Annotated in this window: 17 protein-coding genes; 10 read left to right on the plus strand and 7 right to left on the minus strand. The window is 66.5% G+C overall.

Going from position 1 to position 16504, the window contains the following annotated elements:
* Positions 1–10: 10 nt before the first annotated feature.
* From R5H30_RS18290 to R5H30_RS18320, 7 genes are all read right to left on the minus strand, one after another.
* The gene (locus tag R5H30_RS18290; protein WP_318330048.1) at positions 11–1063 is read right to left on the minus strand and encodes a hypothetical protein; all 1053 of its coding nucleotides are present in this window, start codon (positions 1061–1063) and stop codon (positions 11–13) included.
* A complete protein-coding gene (locus R5H30_RS18295; protein WP_318330049.1) occupies positions 1060–1824 on the minus strand; it encodes an ATP-binding cassette domain-containing protein in 765 nt (254 codons plus the stop codon). Before R5H30_RS18295 ends, R5H30_RS18290 begins: the two co-directional genes overlap by 4 nt.
* Position 1825: 1 nt before the next feature.
* Positions 1826–2854 (minus strand): ABC transporter permease, encoded by a 1029-nt coding sequence (locus R5H30_RS18300; RefSeq protein ID WP_318330051.1) that lies wholly within the window; start codon positions 2852–2854, stop codon positions 1826–1828.
* Positions 2855–2919: 65 nt separating this feature from the next.
* The gene (locus tag R5H30_RS18305; protein ID WP_318330052.1) at positions 2920–3852 is read right to left on the minus strand and encodes a substrate-binding domain-containing protein; all 933 of its coding nucleotides are present in this window, start codon (positions 3850–3852) and stop codon (positions 2920–2922) included.
* Positions 3853–3918: 66 nt separating this feature from the next.
* On the minus strand, positions 3919–4722 hold the full coding sequence (locus R5H30_RS18310; RefSeq protein ID WP_318330053.1) for a 3-methyl-2-oxobutanoate hydroxymethyltransferase: 804 nt from the start codon (positions 4720–4722) through the stop codon (positions 3919–3921).
* Positions 4719–5030, minus strand: a complete 312-nt coding sequence (locus tag R5H30_RS18315; RefSeq protein WP_318330054.1) for a MocE family 2Fe-2S type ferredoxin — start codon at positions 5028–5030, stop codon at positions 4719–4721. The genes R5H30_RS18310 and R5H30_RS18315 overlap by 4 nt, the downstream gene beginning before the upstream one ends.
* An 18-nt stretch (positions 5031–5048) precedes the next feature.
* Positions 5049–6059, minus strand: coding sequence for a fatty acid desaturase family protein (locus R5H30_RS18320; RefSeq protein WP_318330055.1), 1011 nt, complete (start codon positions 6057–6059; stop codon positions 5049–5051).
* A 278-nt stretch (positions 6060–6337) separates the two neighbouring features.
* Between R5H30_RS18320 and R5H30_RS18325 the strand changes: the two genes are divergently transcribed.
* The 10 genes from R5H30_RS18325 (at position 6338) to R5H30_RS18370 (ending at position 16501) form a co-directional block, all read left to right on the plus strand.
* Positions 6338–7387, plus strand: a complete 1050-nt coding sequence (locus R5H30_RS18325) for a LacI family DNA-binding transcriptional regulator (protein ID WP_318330056.1) — start codon at positions 6338–6340, stop codon at positions 7385–7387.
* Positions 7384–8160 (plus strand): SDR family oxidoreductase, encoded by a 777-nt coding sequence (locus tag R5H30_RS18330; RefSeq protein ID WP_318330057.1) that lies wholly within the window; start codon positions 7384–7386, stop codon positions 8158–8160. The genes R5H30_RS18325 and R5H30_RS18330 overlap by 4 nt, the downstream gene beginning before the upstream one ends.
* Positions 8157–9032: a MurR/RpiR family transcriptional regulator gene (locus R5H30_RS18335; protein ID WP_318330058.1), complete on the plus strand. Its 876-nt coding sequence runs from the start codon at positions 8157–8159 to the stop codon at positions 9030–9032. The genes R5H30_RS18330 and R5H30_RS18335 overlap by 4 nt, the downstream gene beginning before the upstream one ends.
* 90 nt (positions 9033–9122) lie before the next feature.
* A complete protein-coding gene (locus R5H30_RS18340) occupies positions 9123–9845 on the plus strand; it encodes an SDR family NAD(P)-dependent oxidoreductase (protein ID WP_318330059.1) in 723 nt (240 codons plus the stop codon).
* A 30-nt stretch (positions 9846–9875) separates the two neighbouring features.
* The gene (locus R5H30_RS18345; protein WP_318330061.1) at positions 9876–11006 is read left to right on the plus strand and encodes a Gfo/Idh/MocA family protein; all 1131 of its coding nucleotides are present in this window, start codon (positions 9876–9878) and stop codon (positions 11004–11006) included.
* A 12-nt stretch (positions 11007–11018) separates the two neighbouring features.
* Complete coding sequence (locus R5H30_RS18350) at positions 11019–11933, plus strand: sugar phosphate isomerase/epimerase family protein (protein ID WP_318330062.1); 915 nt, start codon at positions 11019–11021, stop codon at positions 11931–11933.
* Between the two features lie 34 nt (positions 11934–11967).
* On the plus strand, positions 11968–12990 hold the full coding sequence (locus R5H30_RS18355; RefSeq protein WP_318330063.1) for an ABC transporter substrate-binding protein: 1023 nt from the start codon (positions 11968–11970) through the stop codon (positions 12988–12990).
* Between the two features lie 57 nt (positions 12991–13047).
* A complete protein-coding gene (locus R5H30_RS18360; RefSeq protein WP_318330064.1) occupies positions 13048–14562 on the plus strand; it encodes a sugar ABC transporter ATP-binding protein in 1515 nt (504 codons plus the stop codon).
* Complete coding sequence (locus R5H30_RS18365) at positions 14559–15527, plus strand: ABC transporter permease (protein WP_318330065.1); 969 nt, start codon at positions 14559–14561, stop codon at positions 15525–15527. Before R5H30_RS18360 ends, R5H30_RS18365 begins: the two co-directional genes overlap by 4 nt.
* Positions 15524–16501, plus strand: a complete 978-nt coding sequence (locus R5H30_RS18370; protein WP_318330066.1) for an ABC transporter permease — start codon at positions 15524–15526, stop codon at positions 16499–16501. Before R5H30_RS18365 ends, R5H30_RS18370 begins: the two co-directional genes overlap by 4 nt.
* The last annotated feature ends 3 nt before the right edge of the window (positions 16502–16504 follow it).

A 16504-nucleotide genomic window follows, 5' to 3' on the forward strand; every position in this document is an offset into this window, starting at 1 on the left:
CGCGACCGTTTCACTCCGAGATTTCGATAAACGCCGCATCGACGGCGACCCTGCGCCGGCCACCGCCTTCCCCGGTGACGACAAGCACATCTCCGTCGATCTCGATCGTCGCAACGGCCTCGCCGCCCGGCCAGTCGATGGCACCGATGATGTGCCGGACCGTTGCGGGTCCATCATCGAGCGACAGCGCGCCGGGACCGGAGAGATCCGCTTCGGTCGAGAGGCCAAGCATGTGATCCGCGGCCCCTTCCTCGACCCCGAGACAGCCGAAATGCCGGCCGGACCACGGGGCGTAGTCGCGCCCGCCGTTGGAATGCCACAGCATCGTCATCGGCAGGTGCCGCGCATTGCGCAGCGAGAGGTAGAGATCTCCTTCTGCAGGGCGCGTCACTGCCGTCCAGCCAAGCACATGGCCGCCGGCCTCGACCCCGATGACGAAATCCTCGTGCCGGGGATTCCACGGGTAGCGCGTGAGGTCGACGGGGCCGTCGAGGCCCGGAAAGATCGTTGGATCGTCGGATTTCTCTGGGCAGATCAGCGCGGACCGGCCTCGGGCGGGATCGCTTTCCTGCGGCGTCCGCGGCGTTTCCCAGTGGCTTTTCGCCGATGTCCGGATCAGCCCGCCGGACTTCAGGGAGACATTGGCATGGTTGGCCACGCTGACCCGCCCCGTGCCGTTCTCGAAGACATGGCTCTGGTAGACGAAGGGGTGTCCGTCGCGCACCCGCAGCGTCTTGGTCAGGGTCGCGCCGTGAACCTTGCGGTCGAGGATCGCGGTCAGGGTCCCGTGGCCATTCTCGCGCACGGTCCAAGGCGTGTTCGGCGGCCAGCCGTGCAAGGGTGATCCGTCCTCGCTGTCGGCGAAGGGTGCGCAGAAGAAGTCACCGCCGAGCGTCGCCATGAGAGGCGCGGCGTCCTCGGGCATCACCTCGTCGGTTCCGACCCATGGGGCCCGGTGTAGCGGCGTGATCTCTCGCCCTGCATCCGACACCGTGAACCCGTCAAGCTGACCGGTATCCGGCCGGAAGCCGAACCGGATCCCTTCGGCCTGTACCTCGATCATGCCGCGATGTGCTCGCCGGTGATGATGTCCTCGACGTCCTGGATGCTCGATGTCTTCGGGCTGAGGTCGTCGGCGACGATCTCGCCGCGCCGCATCACTACCATCCGGTCGACGACCTGGAACACGTGGTGGATGTTGTGGGCGATGAAGATGCACGAATGGCCGCTGTCGCGGGCGTCGCGCACGAACCGCAACACGCCCTGGGTCTCGGCGACCCCGAGGTTGTTGGTCGGTTCGTCGAGAATGATGAGCTCGCTGTCGAAATACATCGCCCGCGCGATGGCCACAGCCTGTCGCTCTCCGCCTGACAGCGACCCGATCGGCGTGGTCGGCGGGATGTTCTTCGAGATGCCGACGCGTTTGAGCAGCTCGCCCGCCACCTGGTTCATCCGCTCCTGGTCGAGCCGATCCAGAAACCGCGGGCCGCTGCGCAACTCGCGCCCGAGGAACAGGTTGCGCGCGATCGAAAGCTGCGGGACGAGTGCGGAGTCCTGGTAGATGGTCTCGATCCCGGCATCGATTGCGTCGTTGGTCGAGCGCAGGTTCAGCGGCTGGCCATTGATCCGGATCTCGCCCGAGGTGTAGGGCACGGCGCCCGACAGGACCTTGATCAGCGTCGATTTACCCGCGCCGTTGTCGCCCAGAAGGCCCACGATCTCGCCGCGCGGAATCGTGAGGTTGACGTTCTTCAGCGCGTGGATTCGGCCGTAAAACTTCTCGATGTTGCGCATCTCGACAAGAGGCGTATCGCTGGCGGACATCTCAGACCCCCTCGTTGTGGCGCTTCTCGAGCGCGGCGTGCAGCGCCATCATCCCGAGGATGATCGCGCCGATGAAGATGTTGTAAGCCAGCCCCGGCACCCCGATCAGCACGATGCCGTTGCGCATCAGGCGCAGGATAAGCACGCCGAGCACAGTGCCGATAATCGTGCCGCGCCCGCCGGTCAGCACCGTGCCGCCGATGACGACCATTGCGATGACCTCGAGTTCGTAACCCATGCCCGAATTCGGGTTCGCCGCCGAGACCCGGATCGACGAGATGATCCCGGCCAGACCGGCCATCGCAGAGGTCAGCATGAACAGGATCAGCTTCACCCGCTTTATCGGTACCCCGCGGTTGCGCGCGGCCCCGGCATTGCCCCCGGTGGCCTGGATCCAGTTGCCGAAACGCGTGCGGGTGAGAAGGAAGTGGAAGGCGATGGCGATCAGGATGAACCAGATCAGGCTCATGTAGATGCGCAGCCCGCCGATGTAGAAGTCACCGACGAGCACCGTGGCGAGCCATTGCTCGCCCGCGTCCCAGGTGCGCTGCGGAAAGCCGCTGGTGAGCCAGAGCGCGCTGCCGCGCACCATCAGCAGCATGCCCAGAGTAACGAGAAAGGACGGGATGCCCAGCCGGGTGACGAAAAGCCCGCTGAAGCAGCCGATGGCCATCGCCACGAGCAGCGCGACGAGAAAGGCCGGAAAGAGCGGCATTGCGCCTGCGTTGAAGAGCGTCCACATCACGACCGGTGTGAAGCCGAAAACCGAGCCGACCGAAAGGTCGAATTCGCCCGATGTCATCAGCAGCGTCATGGCCAGCGCGATCAGGCCCAGTTCGACAGTGAAGGTCAGGGCGTTGGAAATGTTGGTCAGCGACACGAAGGCCGGGTTGATCGAGGTGAAGACCACCAGCATTACCACCAGCAGAACCAGGGGGCCGAATTCCGGCATGGCAATGAGCAGCCGCACAAGACCCGGGCTCTTGGGCGGCGACGCGCTTTCGGCGCTCGCGGTGTTGGTGTCGGTCATGTATCGCGTCCCGTCAGTCGGTTGCACAGACCCGCGGCGGCGTCCGCCGCGGGCCGCGAGTCAGGTCAGTTGCCGCCCATGATCCCGTGATAGAGCGGGGCGGTGTCGGCCTCGTAGAGCGCGCCGGTGATGACGTTGAAACCGATCGGGATGTTGCTGGTCTCCATCAGCAGCGCCGACAGGCACATGTAGGACGTCGCCTGCGGGTCCTGCCACATGGCGGCCTCGACATAGCCGTCCATCACCTCTTGCGTGGTGTCGAGCGAGTTGCCCCAGCCCACGACCGGGATTTCGCCCGGCTCGACGCCGGCCTGGTCCCAGACCCGCTTGACCGAGCCGGTGACCATGTCGCCGAGCCCGATCATCGCGCTGATGCGGTCGCGGTTGGCGGTCACGTAGTCGGTCATGCGCTGGATCACCTCGGCCTGGTCGAGCGTGGCGTCGGTTACCTCCCAGGTGATGCCCATCGGCTCGAAAACCTCGGCGATACCCTTTTCCTCCTCGACACCGTATGAGGCACCGGGCACCTCGACGGGCATCCAGACGAAGTCGCCTTCCTTCACGTGGCCATTGTCGACGAGATACTGCGCCCAGGAGCGCCCGACGTAAAGAAGATCGCCGCCCACGTAGGCGTTCCAGTCCGGCGCATCGTCCGGCGTGTTGAAGTTGACGATCGGGATGCCCGCGTCGCGCGCTTCCTGGACCACGTCGACCATCGATCCCGGATCGGGGCTCGTCGAACAGACGCCGTCCGCCCCGGCCGCGATGGCTGCGCGCACCGCCTCCTGCTGGCTTGGCACGTCGCCGGAGTGGAACGAGGTGTTGACGGTGTGGCCGGTGTCCTCGGCCCAGTCGTCGGCCCCTTGCAGGAAGTAGGTCCAGACAGGGTCTGCCGGGCCGCCGTGCGAGATCCAGTAGAAGGTCTTGCTGTCCTGGGCGAATGCCGTCCCGCCCGCGAGGGCCAGCGCCGCCGCTGTCCCAAGGAATGTCCGTCTCATCATGGTTGGTCTCCTCCTCCGTTGATCCCGGCGAAGTGTTCGCCGGTGGTTGGTGCTCTTGTTATGTCATGATTCCGCAAGCTTCTCGCGAAAGCTTTCGAGTTCGGCGGCCGGCATGCGAACGAGGTGGCGGTCTTCAGGAAAGGCTCCGGAAGCCACGTCGCTGGCGAATTCGCCGAAGGCTGCGACCCGTTCGGCTTGCAGCCGCGCGTATTCACCTCGGAAATCGCGGTAGGTCTTGGCATGACGCGGGATATGCCCCTCGGTATAGCCGAGGATGTCGTCGGCGAAGAGATACTGCGCATCGCAGCCCGGACCGGCGCCCATCGACCACAGCAGGATGTCGACACGGGCCGAGATCTCGGTGGCGACTTCCTCGGGGACGACCTCGATCTCGACCGCGAAGGCCCCGGCCTCCTGGTAGGCCTTGACCTCCTCGAAAAGCCGCCAGGCGTTCTCGGCGGTCTTGCCGACGGCGCGAAATCCCCCGGTCCAGGTCGCGCGGGCCGGCACCAACCCGACGTGTCCGACAACGGGGATGTGCTCGCGGGCGAGATACTCGACGGTTTTCAGCGACCCCGAGCAATAAAGCGCGTCCGCGCCGCGTTCGATGGCCGAGCCGCACCAGCGCAAATAGTCGTCCGGCGTTCCGGCCTCGAGATGGGTCATGCCGGTCATCGAGAAGACCGAGGGCGCGACCGCGCGGTAGGCCGGGTCGAACAGCAGTTCCGGCGGCACCGAGGCGATGTCGATACCGGCGGTTTCCGCCGCCTCCGCCTCATCGAGCGTGAAGTAGCGCAGCATGGTCAACTGCCGCTGGCCCTTGAGCTGGCGCAGGTCGTGGACGGTAGGCAGCTTGCGGTCGCTCATTCGATCAGGACCTGCACGCGGCCATCCTCTTCGCGGGCCGGGTAGGTCGCGAGATCGACGCAGACAGGGGCGCGCTTGGCGGCGCCGGTGCGATAGTCGAAGAGCCCGTTATGCTTGGGGCATTCGATCTCGTTGTCCATGACCAGCCCGTCGGCGAGATGCACCTGCTCGTGCGTGCAGAGCCCGTCGGTGCAATAGAACTTGCCGTCGACACCGTGGTAGATCGCGAACGTGCGCCCGTCGTGATCCCAGCGGATCACGTCCTCTTCCTCGATGTCCTCGCTGGCGCAGGCGTCAATCCAGGGCATCCAATTCCTCCGTTGGGGTCATGCGGGCTGTCGTTCCGGAACGGCGCTGTGCAGCGTGTCGCGGTAGGGGCGGGCGGTCGGCGGCAGCTCCCGAACGAGGTAGTAGCCCGGCTCGCGCCGTTGCCGCATGACGGCCTTCATCATCTCGCGGTAGGCCTCCCAGATCGACCTGTCGGGCGGTGGCAGGTCGTCCTTGATGGTCTCGTGCAACTCGGGCAGCGCGTAGTAAGGCACCATCGGGAACATGTGATGTTCGACGTGGTAGTTCATGTTCCAGTAGATCCAGCGGCTGACCGGGTTCATGTAGACGGTGCGGCTGTTCAGCCGATGGTCAAGCACGTCCTCGGCCAAGCCACCGTGCTGCAGAAGACCCGTCATCACCATGTGCCAGCACCCGTAGGCGCGCGGCCCGCCGATCAGCAGGAACGGGATCGTGGCCTTCCAGCCCATCCCGGCCAGCAGCATTCCGAGGCCTGCCAGTACGGTGGCGAGGTAGATGGCGACGTGGATGCGCGCCCAGAAGATCGCCTTGGGCCATTCGCTTTCCGGGATGTAATCTTTTTCGTCCGGCGACAGGGTGCCGGCCGCGTTTCGGAACAATACCTTCAGCGACATCCAGACCTCGTAGACCCCGACATAGGCCAGCGCCTTGGTGGCCAGCTTGATCGGATGCATCCAGGCGATTTCGGCGTCGCGCCCGACGATGATCGTGTCGGTGTGGTGCCGGGCGTGGCTCCAGCGCCAGTTGACCGGGTTCCGCATCACCTGGAAAGAGGCGATGTGATAGACGACATCGTTCATCCAGCGCGTCCGGAACGCGGTGCCATGTCCGCATTCATGCCAGCGCGAATCGCAAGCCGATCCGTAGAGCACGCCGTAGGCGAGCCAGAAGGGCACGGCGAGCCAGGACCCCCAGAAATAGATGCCGCCCGCCGCGAACAACACATGCAGCAGCACCCAGAGCGCCGTGTCGCGCAGGGCCGGACCGTCGCGGCGCTGCATCAGGCGCTTCATCGTCTTGCGCGGCACGTCGGTGTGATACCAGTCGGCGGCTGCAAGACCCGACTCGACCGCATGACGTGCCGATGCGCCGGTCAGCGAATAGTCCGGCGTACGATCTTCCTCGATTTCCCTGATCTCGTTGATCTTCGCGCCCTCCCCAGCACCCGGATCACACCCGGAATATCTGCCGGGCGATGCCGCCCGATCTCTCCCGGATACCGAAGCATCCCGGGTCGGGCGCTTGACCTCAACCGGAAATCACATCAGATCACATCAGCCGTACGCCGAGAGGGAGGCTCGCCGCCGTGAGACGCGCGACGATCAAGGGCATCGCTGAAGCCGCCGGCGTGTCCACTGCCACGGTCGACCGGGCGCTGAACGGGCGCGCCGGCGTCAGCGCCGCGAACCGCCACCGCGTGCTCTCGGCAGCGCGTGATCTCGGATATCTGCCGTCGGAAGGCATGGTCATCCTGCCGTCGCGACCGGCCCGGCTGGAGTTTTTCATCCCCTTCGACCGAAACGCCTTCATGCGCGACGTGATCGACAGCATTACCGATTTCGCCTCCACGCTGCCGCTGGTCGATACCTGCCGCGTCGTCCCGCTCGACGGGATCGGACCCGAGGCGCTGCTGCCGGCGCTTGACCAGGTGTCGTTGCAGACCGACGGCGTCGGCATCATCACCACCGATCACCCGCGGACGCGGGACGCCGTGACCGCGCTGTGCCATGCCGGGGTGCGCGTGGTGACATTGGCCTCGGATGTGACCGGCACGCCGCGGTCGGCCTATGTCGGGGTCGACAACCGCGCGGCCGGGCGCACCGCTGCGCAGGTGATGGGCATGGCGGCGGGGCATCTGCGCGGCGACGTGGCGGTTTTTCTCGGCAGCGGCGCGTTTCACGGACACCGCGAGCGCGAAGCCGGGTTCCGCGAGGTGATGGCGCAGCGGTATCCGGAGTTCAAACTCCTGCCGGCCATCGAGACCGAGGAGAACAGCGACCGGTCCTACAGGATGACGACGCGGCTGCTGGACCGGACCGAGGCCTTGCGCGGCATCTATTGCATCGGCGCGGGCAGGGAAGGTATCGTCCGCGCATTGCACGAAGGCGGTGAGGGGGCGCGTCCGTTCGTGGTCATGCACGACCTGACCGAAAGTTCCGCTGCTTGGCTGGCGCAGGACCGGATCGACGCGGTGATCGATCAGAACGCGCGCATGGTCGGAGAACAGGCGGTCATCCGACTGCTCGGGTCCATCGCCGCAAGCACGCCTTTGCTGCCGTTCAAGAACATCGAGCCGAGGATCATCGTCCGCGAGAACCTGCCCGGCGGCACGCAGCGCGAAGGCCACTCGGCATGAAGGTCGATCTGGCGGGGAAGATCGTCGTCGTAACCGGTGCGGCCAGCGGAATCGGTCGCGCCGTGGTCCGCCGGATCGTCCAGTCCGGGGTCGGCGGTGTGCTAGCGACCGACCGCGATCGCGCGGGGCTCGAGGCCCTGGGCGAGGAACTAGCCGGATACGATGCACCGGTCTCGATGCATATCTCGGACCTGTCGGAACCTTCGGCAGGGGCGGAGATCGTCGGGGCCGCCGTGCAGGCCTTCGGACGGGTCGACGGCCTCGTGAACGCTGCGGGCCTGACCACGCGTGCCGCGTTGGTCGATGGGGATGCAGGGACCTGGGATCGCCTGTTCGCGGTGAATGCGCGGGCGCCGTTCTTCCTGATGCAGGCGGCGATCAGGGACATGCGGCGGCGCGCTGCGCCGGGCAGCATCGTCAACATCCTGTCGATGAACGCGCACTGCGGTTCGCCCGAGCTTGCGATCTATTCCGCCACGAAGGGCGCATTGCTGACGTTGACGAAGAACGCGGCGAACGCCCATCTCGGCGACCGCATCCGCGTCAACGGGATCAACCTCGGCTGGGCACTGACCGAGGCGGAGCACGTGATGCAGTCGGAAACCCTGGGTCTCGGCGCGGACTGGGCGGAGAAAGTGGTGTCGCGCCTGCCCCTAGGGCGGCTTCTCAATCCGGAAGAGACCGCGCGGCACGTGCTCTTCCTGCTCTCTGACGCGTCCGAGCCCATGACGGGCGTCATCGCCGACCTCGAGCAACGCGTGGTCGGTGCATGAGTGGCGGACGCGAGGACAGGGCAGCCACCGCGCCGCGGATGGATTACGAGAGCTTCGTGTCGCTCCTGGTCGCACGGCGCGGCAAGCTGAGCCGTCGCCATGCCCAACTGGCCCAGTTCTGCCTCAACCACCCCGAGGACGTGGCAATCAAGACCATCGCGCGGCTGGCCGAACAGGCCGGTGCGCCGCCGGCGACTTTCACGCGCTTCGCCAAGGAACTCGGGTTCAGCGGGTTTCCCGAATTGCAGGCCGTGGTGCGCGAACGTGTCGTCGGTCCTGGCCCCAGTTTTTCCGAGCGGCTTTCCGGGATCACAGCCGTGGACCGCCCCGGCGCGATCGGCGAGGACGATCTGGAGCGGCCGGACAGGGTTTTCGAGACACTGGTCGAAGCGGCCGTGCATTCGCTGGTCCGGATCGAGGAAACGCTCGACCGCGACGGGCTCGCGGGGTTCGTGGAGGATCTCGACCGCGCCGAGGCCGTGCACGTGGTCGCCGCGCGCGGTGCCTTCGGGATCGGGGCCTACGCGTTCTACGGGCTGGCCAACATCGGCAAGCGCACCTATCTCGTCGACAATCTTGGGGCGATGCGGGCCGAGCAGATCGCCGCCATCGGCCCACGCGATGCCTTGCTGGTGCTGACCTTCGACGACTACACGCCCGAAACGGTCGAGATCGCGCGATTGGCCCGCGAAAGCGGGCGCCAAGTGCTTGCGATCACCGACAACGAACTGAGCCCCGTCGTGCCGTACGCCAAGCGCACGCTTTACGTGACCGAGGCGCGCTTGGGACACTTCCGTTCGCAGGTGCCTGCGCTGGTGCTTTGCCAGTCACTGATCGTCAGCCTTGGCCGTCGGCCGGGTAACGTCGACTGACGCGGCGCAACTGTTTCATTTCTGAGAAAATGAAAAATCTGTTGCGCGCCGGCTCGCAACCTGCAAGCCTGAGCCTCGGGAGGAAGGGGAATGTCGGTCACGCACGACTTTTCCGGCGCGGAGGTTCTGGTCGTCGGCGCAAGCCGCGGCGGCATCGGTGCGGCGATCGCCCGGGCGTTCCGGGCTGCGGGCGCAGAGGTGACGATCACCGGCGTCGAGGAGAGCCCGGTCGCAGCGGACAGGGATCGGTTTCGTTACGTGCAGCTCGACGTCTGCGATGGCGCAGCGATCGAAGCGTACGCTGCCCGGACCCAACACCTCGACATCCTCGTCAATTGCGCCGCGATCACCGCGCGCGGTGAGGAGATGGCCCCGGACTTTTTCGCCAAGGTGGTCGACGTGAACCTGCACGGCACCTTTCGGACCGCAGCCGCTTTTCATACCGCGCTGAAGGCTGGGGAAGGCGCGATCATCAACGTGGCCTCGATGTACGCCGTCTTCGGCAGCCCGAAGAACCCGGCCTACGGCGCAAGCAAGGCTGCTGTGGCCCAGCTTACCCGCTCGCTCGCCATCGCCTGGGCCGAGGACGGGATTCGCGTGAACGCCGTCGCGCCGGGGTTCATCGTAACCGAACAGTCCGCGCGCAGCCGCACCGACCCCGATCACGTGGCGGCGGTCAACAAGCGGACACCCCTTGGGCGTTGGGGCGCGCCCGAGGATATCGCCGGTCCGGTCTTGTTTCTCGCCTCGGACGCGGCGAAGTTCATCACCGGGACATGCCTCGCGATCGACGGAGGATACTCGATTGCCTGACGAAAGCCTGACCGCACCGGATGACCGGACATGACCGGCGCGGCCATCATCGGCACCGGGTTCATCGGCACGGTGCACAGCTGGGCGCTGCGCCGTCTGGGCGTGGCCATCCAAGGCGTTCTGGGTAGCAGCCCCGAGCGCGGCGCCGAATGCGCCGCAGCGATGGGGGCCGCGAAGGCCTACGCGTCGCTGGACGACCTGCTCGCGGACCCGGCGGTCGAGGTCGTGCATGTCACGTCACCGAACCACGCCCATTTCGAGCAGGTGATGCAGGTGCTGGCCGCCGGGCGCCACGTCGTCTGCGAAAAGCCGCTGGCGATGACCGCGGCGCAATCGGCCGAGATGGTCGAGGCCGCGCGCAAGAGCGGCAGGGTCGCGGCGGTCTGTTACAACGTTCGGTTCTACCCGCTCAACCAACATGCCCATGCGATGGCCGCCGAAGGAAAGCTCGGCGACATCCGGTTCGTGACCGGTCACTATCACCAGGACTGGCTGGCGAAACCGACCGACTGGAACTGGCGGCTCGAGGCCGACGAAGGCGGCGCGCTGCGCTCGGTGGGCGACATCGGGACGCACTGGATGGACCTCACGAGCTTCATCATCGGACAGAAGCCGGTGAGCGTGCTGGCCGATCTTGCGACCTTCCTGCCGGAGCGGCAGAAGCCGAAGGGCCCGGTCGCCACCTTCGCCGCCGCCGACGGCGAGACCGAGACGGTGACGATAAAGACCGACGACGCGGCGACAATCCTGTTGCGCTACGAGAACGGCGCGCGGGGCGTGATGTCGACAAGCCAGGTGAACGTCGGTCGCAAGAACGAACTGGTCTGGGATATCGCCGGGTCCAAGGCCTCGGCCGCCTGGCACTCCGAGACGCCGGACCAGCTCTGGATCGGGCACCGCGACGCCCCGAACCAGATCCTGAGCCGCGACTTCGGGCTGATGAATTCCACGGGGGCCACTGCCGCGAGCCTGCCTCCGGGGCATGTCGAGGGCTTCGCCGACAGCTTCTTCGCGTTCTTCCGGCAGGTCTACGGCGACATTGCCGCCGGTGGGCGCCAGCCGGCATCGACCTATGCGGGCTTCGAGGACGGGCATTTCGAGATGCTGTTCTGCGACGCCGTGCTGAAGAGCGCCCGCGACGAGCGCTGGACCGACATCTGATGAGGTGACGACATGAAACTTGGCCTTCTGACCGCGCCGTTCCCGGACACCGACCTGATGTCGGTCGCGGACTGGACCGCCAAAGCCGGAATGGAAGCGCTCGAGATCGCCTGCTGGCCCGCCTCGGGCGGCGAGGCGCGGCGATATGCCGGGACCTCGCACATCGACGTGGCGGCGCTGGAGCAGGCGCAGGCCGACGAGATCGCCTCGGCCCTGTCGGACAAGGGTATCGCGATCTCGGGTCTCGGCTACTATCCCAATCCGCTGCATCCCGACGCGTCGCACCGCGACGAGGTCATCGGCCATCTCAAGCGGGTGATCGAAGCCGCGGCGAAGCTGAAGGTGCCGGTGGTCAACACCTTCATGGGCGGTGACCGGACGCTGAACCTCGACGAGAACTGGGAGCGCGCCGCGTCGATCTTCCCCGACATCGTAGCCCATGCGCGGGGCAACGGGGTCGTGCTGGCCTTCGAGAACTGCCCGATGATCTTCAGCCATGACGAATGGCCGGGCGGGCACAACATCGCCTACAGCCCCAGGACCTGGCGGCGCATCTTCGAGACCTGGGGCGAGGACGTGGGCATGAACTACGACCCCTCGCATCTCGTCTGGCAGATGATCGACCAGACCCGGTTCATCAAGGAATTCGGCAGCCGCATCGTGCATGCGCATGCCAAGGACGTGATGATCGACCGCGATGGGCTTTACGAGAACGGCATCATGTCGGTCGGTATGGGCTGGCAGATCCCGCGAATGCCGGGGCTGGGCGATGTCGACTGGAGCGAGATCTTTTCAGGGCTCTACCGCGCGGGCTACGATGGCCCGATGATCATCGAACACGAGGACCGCGCATTCGAGGGGTCGGACGCCGACATCAAACGCGGCTTCCTGCTGGCCCGCGACATGCTGCGGCCCTTCGTGAAGTAAAACGACCAAGGCTAACAAAAACGGGAGGACCACCATGAAACGCATCTACCGCACCGCCGTCGCGGCCTCGGCGCTGGCCATCGGCTTTGCCGGGCTGGCCGAGGCCTACACGATCGGCATTTCGAACACCGTGCAGGGCAACGGCTGGCGCGAGGAAATGATCTGCGCGATGAAGGCGCAGGCCAAGTCCTCGGGCAAGGTCGACTCGCTCAACATCGCGCATCGCAACACCGACGCGGCGGGCCAGCTCGAGGATATCCGCAACCTGATCGAGGCCGGCGTCGACGCCATCGTCGTCAACCCGGCGAACCCCGAAGGGATCAACGCCGCGATCAAGGAAGCGACCGACAAGGGTATCGTCGTGGTCGCCGTCGACCAGGCTGTGACCGAACCCTCGGCCTACGTGCTCTCGAACAACCAGGAGGAATACGCCTACCTCGGGGCCAAGTGGCTTTTCGAGCAGATCGGCGGCTCTGGGAGCGTGGTCTACATGCGTGGCGCGGCGGGGGCAGCGGCAGATGATGACCGCGACAAGGGCTTCAAGCGCGCGCTCGAGGAATATCCGGACGTGACCGTGGCCCATGAGGTCTTCACCGGCTGGCAGCAGGACCAGGGCAAGCAGCAGATCCTCGACTACCTCGCCACCGGCATTCCCTTCGACGGCGTGTGGACCAGCGGCATCGATAACGTGATTGTCGACGCCTTCGTCGAATCCGACGTGCCGCTGGTGCCGATCGTGGGCGCGGACAACGCCGGTTTCGTCGGTCAGCTGTCCTCGGTCGAAGGGCTCGAAGGTGCGGCGGTGACCAACCCCGGCTCGGTCGGCGGTGCCGGCGTGGCGCTTGCGCTGCAGATCCTCGAGGGCGAGGCACCTGCGGAAAAGACCGTTCTCGTCGATCCCGAGATCTGGTCGAACACCGATGATGCGGGCCGCGCGAAGATCGAGGAGGCGCAGAACCCCGACCTCGACCCCGAGTGGCCGGTCAGCGTGTCGATCCCCGGCTGGACCACCTACACGATGGAAGAAATAGTCGCCTGCGAAGGCCCGGGTGAGTAACCGGTGGCCGGCCCCCGATGTGACGGGGGCCGGCACTGGCTTGGTAGAGACCGTTTCGTGACCGACGACGCGCGTGCATCCCCCCTGCTCGAAGCGCAGGGGGTGGCGAAAAGTTACGGCGCGGTGCGTGCGCTCACGGACGCGTCGCTCGAGGTGCGGGCCGGAGAGGTCGTGGCGCTCATGGGCGCGAACGGCGCGGGCAAATCGACCTTCGTCAAGATTCTCACCGGCGCGCTCAGGCCCGATACCGGATCGGTCCGGATCCGGGGCCGCGACCACTTCGTCGCTTCCCCGGCCGAGGCGCGCAAGAGCGGGCTGATCCCGGTCTACCAGGAGCCTTCGCTCATCCCCGACCTCGACGTCGCCGACAACCTCGCGCTCGGCGACACGCCGGTCGATGCCTTCCGGCACTGGCTGAGCGAGCTCGGGCTGGGCGACACGCGGCTCGACGCGATGATCCGGGACCTGCCGCTGGCGACGCTGCGCACCATGGACCTTGCTCGGGCGCTGGCGGGCGAGCCCGACGTGCTGTTGCTCGACGAGATGACCGCGGCCCTGCCGACGGACCTGGTGGAAAAGGTGCTGAAGGTCGTGCGCGGGCAGGCCGATGCCGGGCGCGGGGTCATCTACATCTCGCACCGTTTCGCAGAGATCGCCGAGCTGTGCGACCGTGCCTCGGTCCTGCGCGACGGTCGCACGGTGGGCTCGGTTCCGATTGAGGAAGGCGTGGAACAGCGCGTGGTCGAGATGATGCTGGGCGCCAAGCTCGACGCCGGCGCGCGCGCCGAACGCCGGGCGGACACCCGGCACACCGGCACGCCGCGCCTGAGGGTGCGCAACCTATCGGCGGGTGCCAAGCTGCCGGACGTGTCCTTCGAGGCCCATGCCGGCGAGGTACTGGGCATCGTGGCGCTGGAAGGGCAGGGGCAGGACGAACTGTTCGATCTGCTGGCAGGCTTCCGACAGCCGGAAGCCGGCAGTATCGAGGTCGACGGAGAGGCTGCGCGCTTTTCTCATCCGGCCGACGCGATCCGGGCCGGGCTGACGCTGGTCCCGGGCAACCGCGCCGACGCGTTGCTTATGCAGCAGTCGGTGCAGGACAACATCTCGCTGCCGTTCTCGGCGCGACCGGCGAACTGGGGCCGCATCGACGCCCGGCGCGAAGAGGCGCGGGTGACCGAGGCCATCGAGCGCCTGCAGATCGACACCCGGGCGCAAGGGCAGGTGCGGCGGCTGTCAGGTGGCAACCAGCAGAAGGTCACCATCGGGCGCTGGGTGGCGACCGGCGTCGAAACGCTGCTGCTCTTCGATCCGACACGCGGCATCGACGTCCGCACCAAGCGCCAGATCTACCCGCTTGTGCGCGAACTGGCCGCGAACGGCGCGCTGGTGCTGTTCTACACCTCGGAACTGGAGGAGGTTCAGCTTGCCTGCGACCGGGTGGTGGTGATCTTCAACGGTCGCGTGGTCGACATGCTCGACGCCGCCGACGCGGACGAGGCGACGCTGATGCGCGCGGCTTACGGACTGACCGCGGGCGAGGCGCAGGCGCAAGGCAAGGTGACGGCGTGAAACTTCTGTCCCGCAACGGCTGGATCCTGGGGCTGGCGGCGATCTTCGCGTTGCTGCTGGTCGCGACCAAGCTGATCCAGCCCAATTTCGGAGCCTCGGGCGTCGAGTCGCTGGGCCGGGCGGCGCTGCCGTTCGCTTTCGCCACGGCGGCACAGGCCATCGTGGTGATTGCCGGTGGGATCGATCTTTCCATCGCCTCGATGATGGCCGTCGCCAGCGTCACGGCGGCGCTGCTGATGGACGGCGCGAGCGATGCCGCCGTCATTCCCATCGTGATCTTCGTCCTGGCGCTGGGCGGCGTGATGGGGGCCATCAACGGGTTGCTGATCGTACTGACACGGGTGCCGGACATAGTCGTGACGCTGGCCATGCTCTTTGTCTGGGAAGGCGTCGCCCTGTTGATCCTGAAGGCGCCGGGGGGTGCGGCGGCGCCCTGGCTCATGCAGTCGATCGTCGGCGGTGTCACGATCCCCGGCATCCCCGAGACGCTGACCGCATGGTTGCCGAAATCGGTGCTCGTGCTCGCCGTCGCGGTCGCGCTGATCTGGGTGCCCCTGCGGCGTTCGAAACTCGGGCTGTCGCTTTACGCCATCGGAAGCGACCCGATGGCCGCCTTCCGCTCCGGTGTCTCGGTCGGGCGCACGAAGGTTCTGGCCTATGCCTGTACCGGTGTTCTGGCCGCGATGGGGGGCCTGTCGCTGACCATGAGCACCGGCATCGGTGAGCCGATCCCGGGACCCTATCTGCTGGCAAGTGTCGCGGCGGTGGTGCTGGGCGGCGTCGTTCTCGGCGGCGGGCGCGGCGGGCTGCTGGGTCCGATCATCGCGGTCTTCATCCTGCGCCTCGTGCGCATGGATCTGACGCTGCTCTCGGTCGATCCCAACGTCACGACGATCATCGAGGGCACGATCATGGTCGTCGTCGTCATGTTCGGCGGTATCCTCGCGGCACGGAGGCGACGATGAACGCGCAAGCCGAAACCCTAACCACCACGCAGCGGATCGGACGTTTCCTCCAGGCCTATCCGATCGTGCCGCTGATCGTGCTTCTGGCGGTTCTCGTGGGCGCGCTCGAGGTTATGCGCCCTGGTATCGTCAACGAACGCTGGATCGCCAACACGGTCAAGTTCGCCATTCCGCTTGCCATGCTGGCGGCGTGCCAGACCCTGACCATGCTGACAGGCGGTATCGACCTTTCGGCAGGCGTCGCGGCCACGGTCAGCGCTTTCGTCATGGCGACGCAGGTCTCGATCCTCGGACCCACCGGCGCGATCCTCGTCTCCTTGTTGCCGGCCATCGCCATCGGTCTCGTCAACGGTTTCGGCGTCGGGATCTGCCGCGTGCATCCGCTGATCATGACGCTCGGAACAGGCCTGATCGCGACGGGCTGCCTGCAGGTCTACCAACGCTTCGTGATCGCGACCGGGTCAAGTATCCCCGAAGCGCTGGCCTGGCTCGGCACGGGGCGCACCTGGGGGTTTCCCAACGCGCTTCTGCTCTTCGTGCCCTTCGCGGCACTGATCCTCTGGGGGCAGCGCCGCATGGGCTTCGGGCGGTTGCTCTATGCGCTCGGCGACAACGAGAACGCCACGCGCCTGTCCGGTGTGCGCTCCTGGCAGGTCTACCTTGCCCTTTATGCCCTGTCGGGGCTGATCGCGGGCATCACCGGTCTGCTCTACGTCGGGCTGATAAAGGCGCCGTCGCTGTCGCTGGTGAACCCGCTGATGCTGCCTTCGGTCGCCGCCGCCGTCATCGGCGGAACCTCGATCTTCGGCGGGCGTGGCGGCTATTCCGGCACCATCGTCGGCGCGTTGATTTTGACCGTGCTCGGCACCATGCTCACGCTGCTGCAGATGCCCGAGGGCGTGCGCCGCATCCTTTTCGGCGGGATCATCCTCGCCGTGACCGCCATCTATGTCCGCCTGACCGAGGACGGCTGACCA

Origin of the sequence: Roseobacter sp. FCG-D35 (assembly GCF_033436665.1) — a bacterium.
Classification (GTDB): Bacteria; Pseudomonadota; Alphaproteobacteria; order Rhodobacterales; family Rhodobacteraceae; genus JAWQFO01.

Bases quoted from the DNA above. Each gene is read 5' to 3' on its own strand.
- R5H30_RS18290 (WP_318330048.1), bottom strand. From the start codon at position 1,063: ATGATCGAGGTACAGGCCGAAGGGATCCGGTTCGGCTTCCGGCCGGAT.
- R5H30_RS18295 (WP_318330049.1), bottom strand. From the start codon at position 1,824: ATGTCCGCCAGCGATACGCCTCTTGTCGAGATGCGCAACATCGAGAAG.
- R5H30_RS18300 (WP_318330051.1), bottom strand. From the start codon at position 2,854: ATGACCGACACCAACACCGCGAGCGCCGAAAGCGCGTCGCCGCCCAAG.
- R5H30_RS18305 (WP_318330052.1), bottom strand. From the start codon at position 3,852: ATGAGACGGACATTCCTTGGGACAGCGGCGGCGCTGGCCCTCGCGGGC.
- R5H30_RS18310 (WP_318330053.1), bottom strand. From the start codon at position 4,722: ATGAGCGACCGCAAGCTGCCTACCGTCCACGACCTGCGCCAGCTCAAG.
- R5H30_RS18315 (WP_318330054.1), bottom strand. From the start codon at position 5,030: ATGCCCTGGATTGACGCCTGCGCCAGCGAGGACATCGAGGAAGAGGAC.
- R5H30_RS18330 (WP_318330057.1), top strand. From the start codon at position 7,384: ATGAAGGTCGATCTGGCGGGGAAGATCGTCGTCGTAACCGGTGCGGCC.
- R5H30_RS18335 (WP_318330058.1), top strand. From the start codon at position 8,157: ATGAGTGGCGGACGCGAGGACAGGGCAGCCACCGCGCCGCGGATGGAT.
- R5H30_RS18340 (WP_318330059.1), top strand. From the start codon at position 9,123: ATGTCGGTCACGCACGACTTTTCCGGCGCGGAGGTTCTGGTCGTCGGC.
- R5H30_RS18345 (WP_318330061.1), top strand. From the start codon at position 9,876: ATGACCGGCGCGGCCATCATCGGCACCGGGTTCATCGGCACGGTGCAC.
- R5H30_RS18350 (WP_318330062.1), top strand. From the start codon at position 11,019: ATGAAACTTGGCCTTCTGACCGCGCCGTTCCCGGACACCGACCTGATG.
- R5H30_RS18355 (WP_318330063.1), top strand. From the start codon at position 11,968: ATGAAACGCATCTACCGCACCGCCGTCGCGGCCTCGGCGCTGGCCATC.
- R5H30_RS18370 (WP_318330066.1), top strand. From the start codon at position 15,524: ATGAACGCGCAAGCCGAAACCCTAACCACCACGCAGCGGATCGGACGT.